The organism is Endozoicomonas acroporae (genome assembly GCF_002864045.1).
Classification (GTDB): Bacteria; Pseudomonadota; Gammaproteobacteria; order Pseudomonadales; family Endozoicomonadaceae; genus Endozoicomonas; species Endozoicomonas acroporae.
Map to the genome: position 1 here is coordinate 45,108 of NZ_PJPV01000017.1, position 18,234 is coordinate 63,341.

Annotated in this window: 10 protein-coding genes; 3 read left to right on the forward strand and 7 right to left on the reverse strand. The window is 50.9% G+C overall.

Features of this window, described 5'->3' with window-relative positions:
* Window positions 1–301: 301 nt before the first annotated feature.
* The 6 genes from CX664_RS02830 to pilG all read right to left on the reverse strand — a co-directional run bounded on the left by CX664_RS02830 (window position 302) and on the right by pilG (window position 10,993).
* Entirely contained in the window at window positions 302–772 is a 471-nt protein-coding gene (locus CX664_RS02830; RefSeq protein ID WP_101745263.1) for a chemotaxis protein CheW, read from the reverse strand.
* A 67-nt stretch (window positions 773–839) separates the two neighbouring features.
* Window positions 840–7,202: a hybrid sensor histidine kinase/response regulator gene (locus tag CX664_RS02835; RefSeq protein WP_101745264.1), complete on the reverse strand. Its 6,363-nt coding sequence runs from the start codon at window positions 7,200–7,202 to the stop codon at window positions 840–842.
* A 129-nt stretch (window positions 7,203–7,331) separates the two neighbouring features.
* Window positions 7,332–9,308: a methyl-accepting chemotaxis protein gene (locus CX664_RS02840; protein WP_420810340.1), complete on the reverse strand. Its 1,977-nt coding sequence runs from the start codon at window positions 9,306–9,308 to the stop codon at window positions 7,332–7,334.
* Between the two features lie 127 nt (window positions 9,309–9,435).
* Complete coding sequence (locus CX664_RS02845; RefSeq protein ID WP_180966355.1) at window positions 9,436–9,993, reverse strand: chemotaxis protein CheW; 558 nt, start codon at window positions 9,991–9,993, stop codon at window positions 9,436–9,438.
* Between the two features lie 98 nt (window positions 9,994–10,091).
* Window positions 10,092–10,466, reverse strand: a complete 375-nt coding sequence (gene pilH, locus CX664_RS02850) for a twitching motility response regulator PilH (RefSeq protein ID WP_101745267.1) — start codon at window positions 10,464–10,466, stop codon at window positions 10,092–10,094.
* A gap of 128 nt (window positions 10,467–10,594) precedes the next feature.
* Window positions 10,595–10,993 (reverse strand): twitching motility response regulator PilG, encoded by a 399-nt coding sequence (gene pilG, locus CX664_RS02855; protein WP_101745268.1) that lies wholly within the window; start codon window positions 10,991–10,993, stop codon window positions 10,595–10,597.
* A 260-nt stretch (window positions 10,994–11,253) separates the two neighbouring features.
* On the opposite strand from pilG, the gene CX664_RS02860 reads away from it, so the two are divergent.
* From CX664_RS02860 to pckA, 3 genes are all read left to right on the forward strand, one after another.
* A complete protein-coding gene (locus CX664_RS02860) occupies window positions 11,254–12,564 on the forward strand; it encodes a TolC family outer membrane protein (protein WP_101745269.1) in 1,311 nt (436 codons plus the stop codon).
* A 406-nt stretch (window positions 12,565–12,970) separates the two neighbouring features.
* The gene (gene hslO, locus CX664_RS02865; protein ID WP_101745270.1) at window positions 12,971–13,840 is read left to right on the forward strand and encodes an Hsp33 family molecular chaperone HslO; all 870 of its coding nucleotides are present in this window, start codon (window positions 12,971–12,973) and stop codon (window positions 13,838–13,840) included.
* A 327-nt stretch (window positions 13,841–14,167) separates the two neighbouring features.
* A complete protein-coding gene (gene pckA / locus CX664_RS02870) occupies window positions 14,168–15,781 on the forward strand; it encodes a phosphoenolpyruvate carboxykinase (ATP) (protein ID WP_101745271.1) in 1,614 nt (537 codons plus the stop codon).
* A gap of 122 nt (window positions 15,782–15,903) precedes the next feature.
* On the opposite strand, the gene CX664_RS02875 is transcribed toward pckA, so the two are convergent.
* Window positions 15,904–17,880 carry a WD40 repeat domain-containing protein gene (locus tag CX664_RS02875; RefSeq protein WP_101745272.1) on the reverse strand — a complete coding sequence of 659 codons (1,977 nt, stop codon included), beginning with the start codon at window positions 17,878–17,880 and terminating at the stop codon, window positions 15,904–15,906.
* Window positions 17,881–18,234: the final 354 nt, after the last annotated feature.

An 18,234-nucleotide genomic window follows, 5' to 3' on the forward strand; every position in this document is an offset into this window, starting at 1 on the left:
GCTACAGAACCAGGGAACTGATTATTAAACGAATGGCCTTACTATCAAATTGCGAACAGTTTTCGCCACTAAATTGTGGATAAGTAATTAATTGTGGATAAGTAATTGGCAAATAAGTAGCTGGCCATATGGAATCATATATTTCTGGCTACTTGGGCAGGTGCTATGCGAGGCACAACGGAGGGAGCATAGCCGTAGCTATGTGACCGGAGTTGTAACGAAGCAGAGTGCCTGAACAAGGAGTCAGAAATATATGATTTCATATGGTTAGCTACTTACGTAATGGTTTGGCTTTTTCGCTTCATTGACAACCTCCCCCAGCTAAATCGCTGGAGGATGTCAATTTCTGTTCCACAAGAGAAAGGTCCGGAATTGAAGCAGGAACGTCTCTCATAATAATCCGATATTTCTCCATGGGGCCTTTTTCTTCTGCTGAATTCCGCACTTCTTCCCGTACCAGTGTTAATGGTTGCGGAATCCCCTGCACCACCATGGCATAGAATGGCAGGCTATCGTTTTTGCTGGTGCGATGCATAATGGCAATACGATTGCTGGCAGAGAACTCGGCAAATCGTCCCTGGTTCAGTCTTTCAAAGGAAACCACCGGGATCTTTGTGCCCCGCCAGTCAAGATCACCCAGCAGCCATTCGGTTTCCGGGTAATTGGCTTCCGGACGACTGTAGTCCTGAATACCGGCGATGCATACTGAAGGTATCAGCAGGGGACGCTGCTGCATGGGGATCAGCACGGACGAAATGGGCTTGTGGGACATGGTTTCCTCTTCTTTCTGCTACTGTGCGGTTGTTGTGAAGGGCAGGGCTTCCCGGGAAGCCCTGTTATCACGCTGTCTCAACTTCAATCAGTTTTTCAATCGCTTCGAGTAATGGCCCTTCCTGGAAAGGCTTGCCTATGTACTCATTGACACCCAGGCTTAAGGCCCGGTGGCGATGTTTCTCACCGGTTCTGGAGGTGATCATGATAATCGGCAGGTCCTGAAGTTCAGGGTCATTCCTGATCGCACTGGCCACCTCAAAACCATCCATACGGGGCATTTCGATATCCAGCAGCATAATGTCTGGCTTCTGCTCGGCGAGACGGGTCATGGCTTCCACACCATCCCGTGCCGAGATCACCTCGTATCCCTGACGGGTTAGCAGACGACTGGTGACTTTTCTTACGGTCACCGAGTCATCCACCACCAGCACTCTGATGGCCTGATCACTGCTGTCCGGTTCATGCCTTTCCACGGCATCAGGTTTGGCTTCCTGAATGACCAGCTGATGTTTGCGGTAGAGTGCCGCCGGATCAAGGATGACCACTACCCGACCATCACCAAGAATGGTGGCACCATTTACCCCGGCAAGACCGGAGAACTGAATGCCCAGACTCTTGGTAATGATTTCCCGGCTACCCACGATAGCATCAACCTGAACCGCTAAATTCTCACTGCCTCTTTGCACCATGACTACCGGACACTGACCATCACTTATTTTGGGGCTGCCAGTACCGAGAAGAGCGCCCATGTAGATCAGCTGGTGCTCGGTACCATTGCCATAGATGAGTGGTGCTCTGTTTTGGTAGCAATCGGCCAGCATTTTTGCTGACACCATGGAGATACCATCAATGGCATGCATCGGCAGTGCGTAAAGGCTGCTGCCGACTTCCACCATCAACGCCCGGTTAATGGACAGGGTAAATGGCAATCTGAGAGAGAATTGTGTGCCGAGCCCGGCCTCAGACTTAACCTGTATACTGCCGCCCATTTGGCGAACCGAGTTATTCACAACATCCATCCCGACACCGCGGCCAGAAAGGTGGGTCACCTCGCTTGCGGTACTGAATCCGGACTTCATGATCAGTTCGATGGCTTCCTGATCCGTTACCGGTTCATCAGGACTGATCAGTTGCTGTTCAATCGCTTTGGCTTTTACGGCTTCAATATCGATGCCACGACCATCGTCGGACAACTCAACCACCACGTCGGCACCATCGCGTCGGATCGATAAGGCAATCTGGCCCACTTCAGGTTTGCCTGAATTCTGTCTTTCGGCCGATGAATCTTCGATGCCGTGACCAATGGCATTTCGGAGCATGTGACCCAGCGGAGCCAGCATGCGCTCAAGCATGGTTCGGTCCATCTCACCTTCGGCATTACTGACCACAAGCTCGACGGGCTTGTTCAGGTCATCAGACACCTGACGGACAATCTTGCGCAGCCTGGGAACCAGTCGGCTGAACGATACCATCCGGGCTTTCATCAGCTGTTCCTGAAGCTCAATCTGGGTTCTGGACTGTTGCTGGAGCAGCGTTTCTGTATCCCGGGATTTTTCCTGCAGGGCCTCCCGCAGATCCATAAGGTCAGAGGCGGACTCCACCAGCGAGTGAGAGAGCTGTGACAGTTCTGAGTACTGGTCCATTTCCAGTGGGTCAAAATCAGGGTTATCACCAAGATCACCCTGGTGCCGGGAGATGATCTGGCTTTGCGTCTCGATATCGAGTCGCCGCAACTGTTCCCGAACCCGTAGAATGGTTCGATTCATCTCTTCCAGGGTTCTGGAGGCATCTGTCGTCTGCTGCTCAATGCGGGAGCGGCTGATGCTGGTTTCCCCGGCAAGATTGATCAGGGTTTCCAGAAGTTCCGGGGGAATGCGGACCATTTCACTGAGTGATGACTGAAGCGTTGTCTCTTCCCTATCGGCAGAACTCTGGGACGCTAACCGGATGGTAGACACGGGCTCCGGTACCTGACCGGGCATCGGCTTCGGTAGATCAGGTGCTGGCAGTTCTGACAGGTTATTGACCCATGTATCTTCATCAAAGGTCCTGGCGAGAGGTTTGGCTGGCGCAGCCTGCCCCAGGTAGTCCGGAAGAGTGTCAGGCTCTTCAGTGGTTGAGTGGCTGGTGTTCAGTCTATGCTTCCATTGCCTGAGCTCTTCCAGCATGCGCTGTACGTCAGGGGATGGCTGCCCGTTGCCAGGGTTTTTCAGTGTTGTCTCTATGGTGTCGTGAGTTTTCTGAATCAGCGCCAGAGGAGCGCTTTCAGGCTCACAGCTGCCATTGGCAATGGATTCATAGATATCTTCCAGCCCATGGCTCAGTTCTCCAAGCTCATGAAGTTCTGCCATCATTGCTCCCCCTTTCAGGGTGTGCAGGCAGCGTTGAAGCTCATGAACCGGTTGTAAATCGCTGGTATTGCCCAGCCATGTTTCCAGCGATTGGGCTGAGTCTTCGAGCAGCTCATAAGCCTCCTCGATAAACAGCTTATGCAGCTCCGGCTCGGGCTCTGCCCCATTGATGTACGGAGCAAAAGAGGTGCCTTCTGCCGTGACTGAAGCACTCCAGGACGGCTGGGCTATCGGTTTGAAACGATTATCTTCAGTGAACGATAAGTCGATGTCTTCTACTGCCTCTGTCTCGACATCAAAATCAAGCAGGGCATCAAAGTCATGATCCTCGAGGTCTTCTTCGAACGTCAGGTCTGGGTCTGCCTGACTCAATGCCTGCTCAAACAGCAAAGACTCCAGTGCTTCACGCAGAGCGCTGAAAATTGCGTGTGGGGGTTCCGGCGTTTGCTGTGAAGCCACCTGGTTCATCATTTCAACCAGGGCTTCGAAGCCGTCCGTAAATGGCGGCAGTAACTGTTGGGGCAGGCGGGTCTCATGGGTCTCCAGGTAAGTGCAGACATCATGTAACACATCACAGAGCTCTGTGATAGCCGACAAACCTGCTTCATTGGCATTCTCAGCAAGCACTTTCAGTTCAAACTTGAACCGGTCAAGCTCCTCGTGGGGCGTGCCGTTAACCCATGATTTCAGGTGGCTGCTGGCATCCAGTAACAGGTCAAGGTCGCTGGCCAGGAAAAGTGCTGCCTGTTGGCCTGTTGGCTGCTTTACTGGTGCAGGCTCCGGGGCAGACTCATCATGCAAGCTGTTGCTGAGCAGTTGGTTATGAAGCGCACCAAGCCAGTTAAGAAAGCTATCAACTTTCAGTTCCAGAGGGTGGGAGTTGGTTTGCAGTTGTTGCAGTGCATCCTCAATCAGGTCTACCCCCTGTTCCAGCATGCTGATGACCTGGCTATCAGCAGGCACCAGGTGTGCCCGGAATTCCTTGATGGTCTTTTCAATAGCGGCAACCAGCTCGGCAAGGGGGGTAATGTCTGCCATAAAGGCACTGCCTTTCAGGGTGTGCAGTGCCCGCTGGACAGAATCTGTGATCTGGATATCGCCACCCATTTGATGGCTACTGCCGATGAACTCTTTGACGACACTGAGGTGGCTTCTGGCTTCTGTAGCAAAAATGGCCAGTAACTGTTGATCATACCCGCTATCCAGCTCAACGGTTTGCTCTTCAGTTGCAACGTTACTGATTGCCTCGGTTTCCGGAGGCTCTGTCAGTTCATTATCCAGCTCATCAACGTCGCTATGCAGGGCTTCTTCGGCATTGTCCTCGATAATGTTGCCAAACATCATGGCCGGTTCTTGCTGCTCAGGCTCTACCAGCTCCTCACTATCAACGACAAAGTGGTTTCCTTTACCCAGGGCATCTGCTTTTTCCATGCACAGCAGAACTTCCGGGGTGAGTTGTTGACTGTCCCTGGCAAAATCATTCACCAGTTCAGGCAACATGGCGATGACTTCATGGAGTAGCTCAGCTATGGGCTCAGACGCTTGAATCGTGCCTTTGACCACGTTGTTCAGCATGTTTTCCAATGACCATGCCAGCTCACCAATAACGTCAGCACCGATCATGCGGCCGCTGCCCTTTAACGTATGAAAGGCTCTTCTGATCTCATTGGTGGTGGCTGCATCATGGATATTACTGCGCCATTGTGGCAATAGCGCTTTGAGCTGTTGCTGAACTTCTGTCGCTTCTTCGACGAAAACTTCATGGAGGTCGTCGTCATCATCTTCATCCATTGACAGGCTGAAGGTGTCTTCTTTTTTAGAGAGCGTTTCTTCTTTAGAGAGCGTGTCCTTTGGGGAAGAGTGGTGTGACGGTGTTAGATCCCCGGCGATGTCATCGCTGCCCGGGGTGTTATATGTGGTTACGGTACTATCTGGTGAAGAGGTCGAAATCTCAGAAAGTGAGAACGTTTCTTCAGGAGAGACGCTTTCCAGGTCCGACAGATTTTCCTCATTCGCCGAAAAATCAATCGTCTGTGTCGGCTCATCACTCACTGTTAGCGGGCTTTCAATAGACGCCGCTGCCGGAATCAGGTTCTCCCTGTGGACTATATCGATCGAGTTGGAGTAGGTCGTGTCCTGTTTCCCGGTAACTGCCTGAGAGGGGCTCAGACTGTCGGTTGAGAACTCTATGGTTGGGCCGTAGTCTGCTTCTTTTTCACTGGCAGCAACTGCTCCGGTAGCTGACGACAGAGGCTTTTCGTAGTGAAACTCAATAACGTCATTGTCAGCCGCTTGTTCCTCCTGTGCCGCTCTCTCTTCATCGGAAAGCAGGTGGGCAGCGAACGGGTTAGCTTTGGCTTCAGGTTTCGGGGTGGATGAAATGGCTGGCGCGGCAGGTTCTGCTTTTGTGACGGTAATGGATGACTCAAGCCGATCAATACTTTTCCGGGTAATATCCAGCGTTTTTTCGACGTAGGCAGAAGCCCCGCCACTCAACTGTTCCAGATAGTATTCAATGCTGGACAAACTATCGGCCATTGCATCCAGCTCATCGAGGCCGGGCTTGAGGTTTTTGTCCAGCCATTGCTGCTGAATATGCCTTGAACAGCGACTGATTAACTGTGCAACACGGTCCAGAGGAATCATGGCAAGACTGCCCTGGATGCTTTTCATCAGGGGTAATAACTTGACCAGGAACTCCGGATTATAATCACTGCCCAGGTAGCCCTCCACAGCGCCTTTGGCCTCTTTCAGGTTGTTCCGGGCTTCATAAATCACTTTCTGGTGAATATCGTTTATCTGTGCTGATACAGAACTCTGGCCGGTTACCGATCGGTTGAGGCCCATGAACTGGTTCAGTCCGGACTCCACTTCAAGCAACCGGGCCGCCGTATTGATCAGGGCATCGTTCACTTTTTCGGGTGAGTGGCCACCAGTAAGAATCATCTGCAGATGTTGATGCTCTCTGTGCATGATTTTCTGCAACGATTCGAGGCCAAGCATGCCTAATGTGTCAGAGATTTGCTGGCAGGTGGCCAGTTGATCCCGAAGCCTGGATTGATTGTCCCCGGGGTTCAGCAGGTAGAGATCCAGTGCGTCTTTGATATGAGTCAGCTCTTCCTTAATGGCTTTCACCACCGATGTCGCTGCATCAATGTTGAGCAGCTTGGCATCCTGCGGTTCTGCCTCCAGGGCCTGGTCCAGAGAGTATCGTCGCTTCAGAGAGAGGATAAGCGCATGATCACTGTTTGCTTTGGCGATCCGATAAAGAATCCCTCTCAGTATCTCTTCCGAGGGTGGGGTGTTCAGGCGTTTGGCTTCCTCACTGGCCAGACACTTGAACTCATTGTCCATTTCACGAAGGATTCTGATGGCGTGACTGTCTATGGTAATAGAGCCTTCCTTGAGGCCCTCGGAGAATGCGGTGCAGGCATCCCATAGCGGGGATATTGGCGAGTCCCAGCAAAGGTTTTGCAGCTTGGCAAATATTTTACTGATGACCGTCAGTTGCTGGTCCCGCTGGCTGTCCCTGAGAATGCCGGCAAGACACAGCTGATATTTCTGCCGTATTTTCCGTACCAGAACCGCAAAGCCGCTGGCCTGCAGCTTGTTCAGCTGTGCTTCCGGGATTGGTGCAATGGTGTGAACGATGGCCGGGGCAAAAAAATCAATATCAGACAGCGCCCGCTGCCCCCGTAATTGGCGCATTTCATTGAGCAGGTGCTTCAGCAGGCTGGGGGTATCCCTGCCAGATCTGGAGGTATGGACAAGATAGCCTGGCAGCTGAAGCATCGCCTGAATCAGTACCACCAGCCGTTGCTGACTGTTATCCGCCGGAGTCTCATTCAGGCTATCTAATAACAGCAGAATTTCCCGGGTCAGTAACCGGGCTCCCTTCTGTTTCAATATCTTCAGCGTGCTGTGAATTTGCTGGATTTTGGTACGACAATTCTCCAGAAACACAGCCTCATCTGTGGAATCAGCATACTGTTCAAGGTCCTGACGGGCTTCAGTGAGGGTGCCTTCAATCTCTCCGATAACCCAGTCCAGACCTATGTATTCACGCTGTTCGACCATGCCTGGCTCCCGTTTCCAGCTACCATTCCCGCTGTCGTATGCGCTCTTTGTAACGCTCTGTTTAACAAGAGCGCCCGAGCGGCGGGCATTATGCTTGTTGTCATACTCTCGTCTCTTGCGGAGTCAGTGTCAGGACTCTGAGGTTTCAGGCAGTTTGAAACCCGTAACCGACTGACGCATCTCCATGGCCATACCGGCCAGATCACCGATGGATTGAGCGGTTGCCTTGGTACCTGAGGAGGTTTGAATCGAAATATCCCGGATGGCCACCATGCGGCTGGAGATCTGTGAGGCTGACTGTGCCTGGACTTTTGCCGTTTCAGAAATGTTCCGGATCAGGCCTGACAGGCTGTTGGACACCTGCTCGATCTCTTCCAGTGCCACACCGGCATCCTGCGCCAGACGGGCTCCGTGTACCACTTCAGAGGTGGTTTGTTCCATGGAAATGACCGCTTCGTTGGTGTCAGTCTGGATGGTCGATACCAGCGCTTCGACCTGTTTGGTGGCTGCCGATACCCGTTCTGCCAGACGTTGCACCTCGTCGGCAACCACGGCAAAGCCCCGGCCTGCTTCACCGGCCATGGAAGCCTGGATAGCGGCGTTCAGGGACAGAATGTTGGTCTGGTCGGCGATCTCGTTGATCAGTGAGATAATGTCACCGATTTCCTGAGAGGACTCACCCAGTCGTTTAATACGCTTGGAGGTATCCTGAATCTGTTCACGGATAGTGGTCATGCCATCGATGGTATTTCGTACCACCAACCCACCGTTAGCCGCGATCTGTACCGAGCGCTCGGCCACATCTGCGGAGTCGGAGGCTCCGCTGGAGACCTTATCAATGGACTCGGCCATCTGGTTCACGGACTGGGTTGTAGCGCCGATTTCCTGAGCCTGGTGGTCGGAAGCTTCGGCCAGCAGTCGGGCGGTTGCCTGTGTTTCCTGGGCGGCTGCGTCAACCTTGACGGCCGTCTGGTTGATGGTGTTAACCAGGGCGCGCAGTTGTTCAATGGAGAAGTTAATGGAGTCGGCAATGGCCCCGGTAAAGTCTTCGGTAACACTGGCCTTAACCGTCAAGTCACCGTCTGCCAGGTCTGCCATTTCATCCAGAAGTCGCAGAATGGCCTTCTGGTTAGCGGCGTTCTGGGCTCTGGTCGCCTCGCTCTGGGTTTTGGTTTCTTCCAGACGACGGCGGGTATCCATAATGATGGACATGGCGGTGAGCAGGATAAACAGCAGGGAAAGGCCTCCGGAAGCCATGGTGGCCAGCTCCAGTGTCTTCTGTTCAATAGTGGACGTGGACAGGGTATCTGCCAGCACCGATGTTTGCTGCAGCAGTTGTTGTGAATCGGTGAAGATGGTGTCGGAGGCGGCGCGTACCTGGAACAGTTCGGGAGAGGTTTCCAGAATCTCATCAACACTGCCATCGACGAATTCAAACAGGTCAGAGATCTCCATAAGACGGTCAACGGCCTCATCATCGGTCACCTGACTGATGCGCATGGCAAGGTTACCTTCCAGCATACCCTGCAGTACCCGCCCGAAGAGCTTGGCATCACGGCCAAAGCTGTCAGCCGCCATGATGGAGTCTTCGCCACCTTCCAGAACCTTGGCAACACTCCGGATAATACGCTCTGCCAGCCAGGGCTGGCGCTGAGCCATGGCAATCTGGTCGGAGGGTGCATTGTTATCCAGAAGGATTTCTACCACCTCGTCGTATTCAATTTGCAGTTGGGGAATGGTTTCACTCAGTGTGGTAGCAACTTCATGCAGAGACAGTACGGTGTCCTGTGCCGCGAGAATACTGTCGGCTTCTACCTTCATTTCAGACCATGAAGAATCCAGGGCTTCAATTTGCTGGGCGGTAGCGCTATCGGATGTGTCAATAAAGGGGATAACAGAAAGGCTGGCACGGTTCAGCTCATCAATATATTGGCCAAACATTGCTGTTGCTTCTTTCAGCAGGGGAAAGGCTTCTTCTTTACCGGAGGCCGCTTCTGAGGCGTTTTTGGCAATCTGCTGGGAAAGGACCCGAAGCTCACTGGCATTGGTTTCATGGGTGTGCAGCAGCTGGGACTGCTGGTCATTATAGATAAATGCACCTGTCATCACTGACAGGGACAGCACCAGCATGGTGATCGAAGCGATCGTGGCTCTGTTAGCCTTGCTTCCCTGTCCCGTATTCGCTTGATTGCCTTTCATGGTTTATTCCCCGATTTCTAAATCAAAATCCTGTTTATTCACTGGCGGCCTTTAGAAAACGCTCGTTGGTAACGAGTCCCTCAACACTGAATACGACATAGTGTTGATCTTTGACATAGGAGCCCTGGGTAAATGGATGAATATTTTCCGGAATGGTCGCCGGTATTTCATCTGCGTGGCTGCCGACGGTAAACTGCTGCATACCTTTTACTTCATCAACGATAAGGCCAACGGAAATGTCTTTCTTCTCGATAACAAGTATCCGGTTGTTGTGATTGGGTTGACTGGAAACATAACTGGCCTGGTTACTTTTCAGAAAGTCGCCCAGGCTGACGACGGGTATCAGGCGTCCCCGGACATTCGCTAATCCCCTGACCCATCGTTGCACACCGGGCAATGGCGTTGTCTGGGGAACGGGAAGAATCTCAGATATTGAACCAACCTGAACCATATAATGCTGGCCATCCAGCACAAAGCTGACACCCTGCCAGTAGCTCAGATCAGTTTGCTCTACCGGGATTTGAGCACTGTACAGGAAAGCACTTTGCTCAAGTGTCTCCAGATAGTCGAACGGATGACTGGAGTTGCTCATAGTACTCCTTTCCTTCATTGTTCCCTTGACAATTGACCGTGACGAATGCGGGATAGCCCTCGTGTCCGAAAGGGTTTTTCGGAGTAGCCAGGCCTGATTCAGGCCGCAGCATCACTCAGGACTTCGTTCAGCGTTTCCAGAAGCAGGGTTTCCTTAATGGGCTTGGTCAGATAGTTTCTGGCTCCCTGTCGCATGCCCCAGACGCGATCCGTTTCCTGATCTTTGGTGGTGACAATTATGACCGGAATGTGTCCAGTGCTGCCATCTTTAGAGAGCTGTCGGGTGGCTTGAAAGCCGTTCAGGCCCGGCATGACGATATCCATTAATACCGCATCAGGCTGCTCTGCCCGGCAGAGGGCGACACCATCGGCACCATTGTCAGCCGTCATTACGGTATGACCATGTTTCTCGAGCATTGCACTCAGCTGGTACAGTTCGGTTGGTGAGTCGTCAACAATTAATACCTTAGCCATAAATCCCCCGGGTGTTTTGGCCTGAATAAGGGCCGCACCAAACTTGGTTACTTGCTGTTATTTATTTTCTGAACCCTTTCGGGTCTCATTGACAGAGACGTCGTCAGGGGCTTCCCATTCACGTACGTTTAAACGGCCAGAGCATAGTCAGGGCAGTGTTCCCGAATCGTTGTGAACAGTTCATCACGGCTGAATGGCTTGGTCAGGTAGTAATCTGAACCGGCAATTCGTCCTCTGGCACGGTCGAAGAGACCATCCTTACTGGAGAGCATGATGACGGGAATCTGTTTAAATGCGTTGTTATTTTTAATCAGCGCACAGGTTTGATAGCCGTCCAGACGAGGCATCATGATATCGACAAAGATGATGTCCGGTTCGGACTCGGCGATTTTTGCCAATGCGTCAAAGCCATCGGTGGCGGTAACCACCTGGCAACCCGCCTTGGTCAGAAGTGTTTCAGCTGTACGACGAATCGTCTTGCTGTCATCGATGATCATGACCTTGAGGTCTGTTCCGCTACCTTGCATGTTTTACCCCTGGCAATCCGCAGAAGAAGCGACAATGGTTCGCTGCCATTCTTTTCTTGTTGGTCCGTTCCCAATGGCTTAATTCTGTTTTAACCGGATATCTGGACCGTTTATTATCCTTTTTTATCATAAGTTGGTCGTTGCTGACCAGAAACGTAATGGTTACAAGTCACGATTTTTCCAACCAGCTGTAAAGTCCCGACTGTTCATGGCGATGTATCTAGATAATAAATCTCCGTAGGAAAGAGACAGGGACCTCCATGAACCGTTTTCAATTTCTGCTGATCAGCGTGTTTTCTGGCCTGCTTGGATGGAATGCTGACGTCTCAGCTGAATCTCTGGAAGAAGCTCTGGGTCAGGCTCTGCGTTCAAATCCTCAGGTAAAAGTTGCTCTTAGCCGCTTAAAGGCTGAGAGAAAAAATATCGATGCAGTCGCTGCCGATTTCTGGCCAACGATTGATCTTGCGGCCGGTATCGGCAGACAGCAAAAGGATACCAGTCCAGATACCGATGGGGACAAGCTCACCCGCAAGGAAGCTTCATTTTCCCTGAAACAGAACCTCTTTGCCGGTTTTAATACCTGGTATAACGTGAAGGGGGCCCGTAAAGGTGCTGAGGCGGAGCACTGGCGACTCTACTCTACACTGGAAGATCTGGCGCTGCAGGTTATCAATGTCTATCTCAAAGTGCTTGAGCGTCGTGACCTGGTGGAACTGGCAGAAGAAAACCTGGACATTCATCACGAAATTTTTGATCAGATTGAGCGTCGTGCCCGTCAGGGGGTGGCCCGCAGCTCTGATTTGATTCAGGTAGAGGGGCGGCGGGCAAGAGCAAATGCCAATCTCATCAGTGCCAGAAATAATCTGATGGATGCTGAAAGTGAGTACCGTGCCCTGGTCGGGCACAGTCCCGGTGATTTGGAGTTTCCCGGCTTTGCACATCTTGATTTGCCAGAAGATTTGCAAAATGCCATTAACAACAGCAGGCAGGATCACCCCAATGTCAAAGCTGCGGAAATGGATGTTGAATCATCGGAACACGCATACTCTTCCCGTAAGAGCAGTTATCTGCCATCGCTGGATGCTGAGTTAGACCAAAGCTGGAAGCGCAATGCCGATGGCCAGCTGGGTGATTATGGTGATACGGTCGCCATGGTTCGGCTTCGCTACAACTTATTCCGTGGCGGCGGTGATCAGGCTCGCTTGCTGGAGAGTGCCCATCAGGCAGAAGAGCGGCGCTCCGAGAAAGCCAGGGTCATGAGAGATGTCGAAGAAACAATGCGTATCAGCTGGGCGGCTCTGCAGTTTATTGGCGCACAACGAGAGTATTTATTGCTTCATGAAGATGCCAGCCGGGATACGGTTGCGGCATACCGGGAGCAATTTAATATTGGTAAGCGGACACTGCTGGACTTGCTGGACAGCGAAAATGAACTATTTCAGTCCAGCAACAGTTTAACGTCCGCTATCTATCAGGAAACCTATGCCCGTTATCGTGTCCTGGCGGCGGTGGGCAGGCTACTGGAAAATGTGGAATTTTCTATCCCGAAAAGCTGGCATCTGGATGGTTAAAAAACGCCGTATTTTCAAATCGGTCAGCCTTCTACAGGAGGATTATTGCGAGTGTCAACACCTAAGGCGTTTGGGCTGGATCAGCTGCCCATGCTTCATCTGTGGCCTGGAAGGTGTGAAATGGGGTGATGTAGATACTGTGTTATTAAGCACCTGACCTTTCTGATATGTCCTTTCCCAGCTCAAGCTAGCCTCCCTGGATTATACCCAAACAACGATTTAGAAAGAGAAGCTATATACAGGGCGAAGTGTTTTTGTCTGAATCGTAATATAATACGCCGCTTCCAATTTTATGTGTTTTAGTAAATCAGTGGCTTGCCTGTACTTGGTCGGTAGTTAAGTAGTTGGTTAACATCTTATTATGCTGTCGTCAGTTTTCTGATAAGCCCGAAACGGAATGTTGCTCATGAGCAGAACTGATAACGCAGTACAACGCTTTATCTTTGAAAATACCGATATTCGCGGTGAAATTGTTTCCCTTAACCACAGTTATGTTGATGCCCTGGCTGCCCATAATTATCCCGAGGTGGTCAGACGCCTGCTGGGGGAGTTGGTGGCCTCTGCCCTTCTGTTGAGCACAACACTGAAATTTGAGGGGCTGCTTACCCTTCAGGCCAGGGGTGACGGGCCATTAACTTTGCTTATGGTGGAATGTACCGACCAGCGGTCATTCAGAGCGGTTGCGCAATTCAAGGATGATCTTTCTGAGGGAACGCTTCAGGAGCTTCTGGGCAAGGCAAGCCTGTTGATTACCGTGGACCCGGTCAAAGGTAAGCGTTACCAAGGCATTGTTCCCCTGGAAAAGGAAACGCTGTCAGCCAGTCTTGAAGACTATTTTACGCAATCTGTACAGTTGCAGACCCGCCTGTGGCTGGCCTGTGATGGCCAAACCTGTGGCGGTTTTCTGTTGCAGGCTCTGCCTGCCAGTGTCGAGCTTTCCGAGGACATTCGCGCTGAATCCTGGAAGCGCATGACGGCTCTTGCTGAAACCACTCAAGATGCTGAGCTGCTGGAGCTGGATCATGAAACACTGCTGGTCAGACTGTTTCATGAAGAAACTGTCCGTATTTTTGACAAGGAGCCTGTTCGTTTCGTCTGCACCTGTTCCCAGGAAAGAAGTGCAAAAATCATCAGCACTCTGGATCGCAAAGAAATTGAGTCAATTATTGAAGAAGAAGGTCAGGTGGCGATGGACTGCCAGTTCTGCAATCACCAATATGTCTTTGGTAAAGATGACATCGATTCAATCTTTAACGAAAAACCACAACTTCACTGAAGTTTTCTGATTTCTCTCCTTCCGATCCGGTCAGGAATTCCATTGAATTTCTGACCAGTCAGAAAAAATACGGCATTGCTCGTCTATATTTTCTTCCAGTCACTGAGGATAAATTTGACCCGGGGCAATACTTCTTAGCCGACAAAGGTTTAACGTTTTTACCAGACTCAATTAACCAAGAGGTGTGATGAGGGGGTCTATAACCTGTAATTCCAGAGTTATATTTCAATAATAGATCTAATACCCTATCATAGCACGCCACAAGAATTACCATAATCTAACAACACAAAACGTTAAGTTGAGCGTATTGCCGCAGGAGAACTTTGCATGGCCCATGTAAACGTAAAGGAAGCTCTGGCTGCTGTCGGAATCAAGGATGTCCTTGATGTGGTCTACAACCCCTCTTATGAAACGCTGTTTGAAGAGGAGACCCGTCCGGAGCTGGAAGGCTATGAACAGGGGGTGGTTACTGAAATGGGGGCAGTGTCGGTGGATACCGGTATCTTCACTGGCCGTTCTCCGAAGGACAAATACATCGTCAAAGACGATACAACCCAGGATACCATCTGGTGGTCAGACCAGGGTAAAAATGATAACAAGGCAATTACTGAAGAAGTCTGGGCAGATCTTAAATCACTGGTAACCAATCAACTGTCCGGCAAGCGTCTGTTCATTATTGACGGTTTTTGTGGCGCTAATCCTGAAACACGCCTGAGCGTGCGCTTTGTGACCGAAGTGGCATGGCAGGCACACTTCGTCAAGAACATGTTTATCCGGCCCGGCGAAGATGAGCTGAAGGACTTTGAACCGGACTTTATTGTCATGAACGGTGCCAAATGCACCAACCCGAAATGGCAGGAGCACGGTCTCAACTCGGAAAACTTTGTGGCATTCAACCTGACGGAGCGGATTCAGGTGATTGGTGGTACCTGGTATGGCGGTGAAATGAAGAAAGGGATGTTCTCCATTATGAACTACCTTCTGCCGCTCAGGGGCATAGCGTCCATGCACTGTTCAGCCAATGTGGGTGAGCAGGGTGATACTGCCATTTTCTTTGGCCTGTCCGGAACCGGGAAAACCACACTCTCTGCCGATCCCAAGCGCGCCTTGATCGGTGATGATGAGCACGGCTGGGATGATGATGGCGTGTTCAATTTTGAAGGCGGCTGTTATGCCAAGACCATTAACCTGAGAGAAGAGAATGAGCCTGAGATTTTCCACGCCATTCGTCGTGATGCGTTGCTGGAAAACGTGAGCGTTGATGCCCAGGGTAACATTGACTTTGATGATGGGTCGAAAACCGAGAATACCCGGGTTTCTTATCCGCTGTATCATATCGATAATATTGTTAAGCCGGTTTCCAAGGCTGGCCACGCCAAAAAAGTGATCTTCCTGACTGCCGATGCTTTTGGTGTTTTACCGCCGGTCTCCCGTCTGACCCCTGAGCAGACCAAGTACCACTTCCTCTCCGGTTTTACCGCGAAACTGGCGGGCACTGAGCGTGGTATCACGGAACCAACACCGACGTTCTCCTCTTGCTTCGGTGCTGCCTTCTTGTCACTGCACCCAACCAGGTATGCTGAAGAGCTGGTTAAGAAGATGGAAGCCCATGGCGCTAACGCTTACCTGGTAAATACGGGATGGAATGGTACTGGCAAACGCATCTCCATCAAGGCAACCCGGGCGATCATTGACGCCATTCTGGATGGCTCTATCGATAAGGCCGAAACCAAAACGCTGCCTTTCTTCGGATTGCATGTACCGCAAAGTGTTGTTGGCGTTGATGGCAGTATTCTGAACCCTCAGGACACCTATGAGGACCCGGCAGAATGGGAGCGTAAGGCACATGACCTGGCGGATCGCTTTATCACCAACTTTGCTAAGTTTACCGATAACGAAGAAGGTAAGGCGCTGTTGGCTGCCGGTCCATCACTGGGCTGATACGTTTACAGGGTGTCATCGGAAAACCGTAGTTCTGTGGGAAGGACGGGGCTGGGAGTCTATTCTCGGATAGCCTCCTGGTCTCCCCGTCCTGGCCGATATACTTCCACCTCCGGGGCTGTTTAAGATTGTCTCTCTCTGGCAGGAATCTTCCAGAGCAGCGCAGTAGATCCTTTCGGTATGGCGCACGTTAGATCATTGGCGCAGTGAATCATTAAATAATCACCATCGGGGCTAAATTTGGCCCGTCTAACGCGATGATCCAGGGTTATCAGTTCTTCATCTATCCATTTACCATCATCACCCCTGCCCCAGAGTTGCACAAAACCCGGCTTGTGATGATCCTTCTGAATGTCTTTGCTGCCATAGATCAGAAAGCGGTTATCAGCCCCATTAAATTCGGCACCTCTGATGGCATAGCCATTAGGGATGGTTATGGCATGTTTGATCCACTTGCCATCGTCATCGCGCCAAAGGATGTAGGATTCAGAGTCTGTGGTAAAGTTAAGGGCACAGGCCATACGCCCTGAGGATGAAAACCGGCTGTCATCGACTCTGCCTTTAAGTTGAACCACCAGCTGTTCCTGCCATTGGCCCTGGCTGTCGAGGCTCTGGATTTTCACAGTATTATCATTAAGACTGCTGGTCAGTACACTGTCCTCCTGATCGTTGAAGGCAGCGTTGTTAATGGCCCCCTGATGACGTATCCATGCCTTGTTAATCAGGTTACCTTCCCCGTCATCACCCCAAATGCAAACGTCACTCGTTTGATTGCCGTAGCTCAGGAGAAAATTCTCGGAGGGGCTGAAGATGGCTGTGTCACTGGCGATGTGCCTGAAGAACTGGCCTTTATCCAAAGTGTCATCATTACTGTTGCAATTACAGAGCATAAAGGCACCACGATCAAGATAGGCCAGTAATTTACATCCGGAGGGGCTAAAGTCGACATAATGGCAACCCGGAATCGTTTTTTTATCTACCCAGTCACCGTTATTGTCATAACCGGAGATTATAACATTTTTGGCTATGTCTCTGGTCATTGCATGCTGCTCATCATTACTCAGGAGGGCTGCTTTGATTTTCACGCGGCTGTGCATGACCGTTTTCTCCTCAAGACAGTTGTTCTCATCATTAAAGCCCCAGATGGTCGCTGATCTGTTACTGAGGGTCAGTAAATAATTGTTCGTGGTCTTGAAGGGCGGTTTCTTAAGCTCGGTTTGCATAGCGCAAATGATCTCTTTTGGCTGGTGTTGTGGGGTCCACCGGCCGTTACTATCCAGACGCAGTACGTTGATTTTGAGATTCCTTGGGTCGAAGGTCGCAATTTTATCATGCAACGGGCTGAAGCTTGCAGTCACTGGTGGATAGTTTCTTTCAAGTGGGGTGTGTGCAAGCGCCGCCACCTCCTCCCAACAGCCATCATTATTCAGCGTACTCACTTTGACATTGCCATCGTCACAGAGGCTCAGAAGCGTATCTTCTGACCGGTTCAGCTGACCAAAAATCTTTTGGGAACCCCTGATCCACCCGTTCTCCGACCAGTTGCCATCCGGATCTTGTCGCCAGGTTCTCAGACTGAAATCTCTTAAGCTGTCGCAACCAGTGATGAAAAGATTCTTACTCGTTGGGCTGATGCTGGCTTCCTGAATATAACAACCAAAGCTGGCCTTCAATTTGAATTCAAGACTGTTGGTCCGGCATTGAAAAATGCCACTCTTCGGGGGGGCAATAGAGCCAGGCTCAATACGACCATCGCCCGGTATCATCTCGATATGGGGTTGTTCATGCGATTGCGATGCATCGACCACACTGGCGTCTGGTGAAAGATGATTGGTGGAAAAACTCAGTCCGACAATGTTCGGTTTACGATCACCAATACCTCTGGTGGCCAGCCATCCGGGTGGTAAATCCAGTTTCAACCGTTTGAGCGGTTGAGTCTGATTGGATGCAGAGACGTCTGAAACACTTTTGTTAAATTTAGCCACTAACCCGGATAATGGCTCCAGACCTTTAATTAACGCCTGTTGGTCTATTACCAAATTCCTTGTGGTTGCGTTACCAGACGAACCGCTGAAGTGACTCTGTGCTGATGGTTCCATAATAACTCCGGTATATTGCCGCAAAGTGAATTTACAGGACCATTGATCAGTAGCATCCAATGGATGTTTGACTGGTCATGCTGTTGCCTGTCTGAGTCATCAGTATCTGAGCTGTAGATCAGTAAACAGGGGAAAAGTTCCTGCCATAGGCATTTTCCGGTAATCTGAAGGTTTGTTTGCATACAAATGGTTCAGTTTCGTTATAATTCCGGGTTTTCTCTGGTCATTAGCGCGTCTTTATGGCTTGAGTTTTCAGGTAAGGATAGACATTGATTACCAGCTGGATGCAGAAATGGTGCTGTTTCTGAGCATTTTCTGGAAACTGTCCTATTGTTTTGATTCCCATGATGAGTG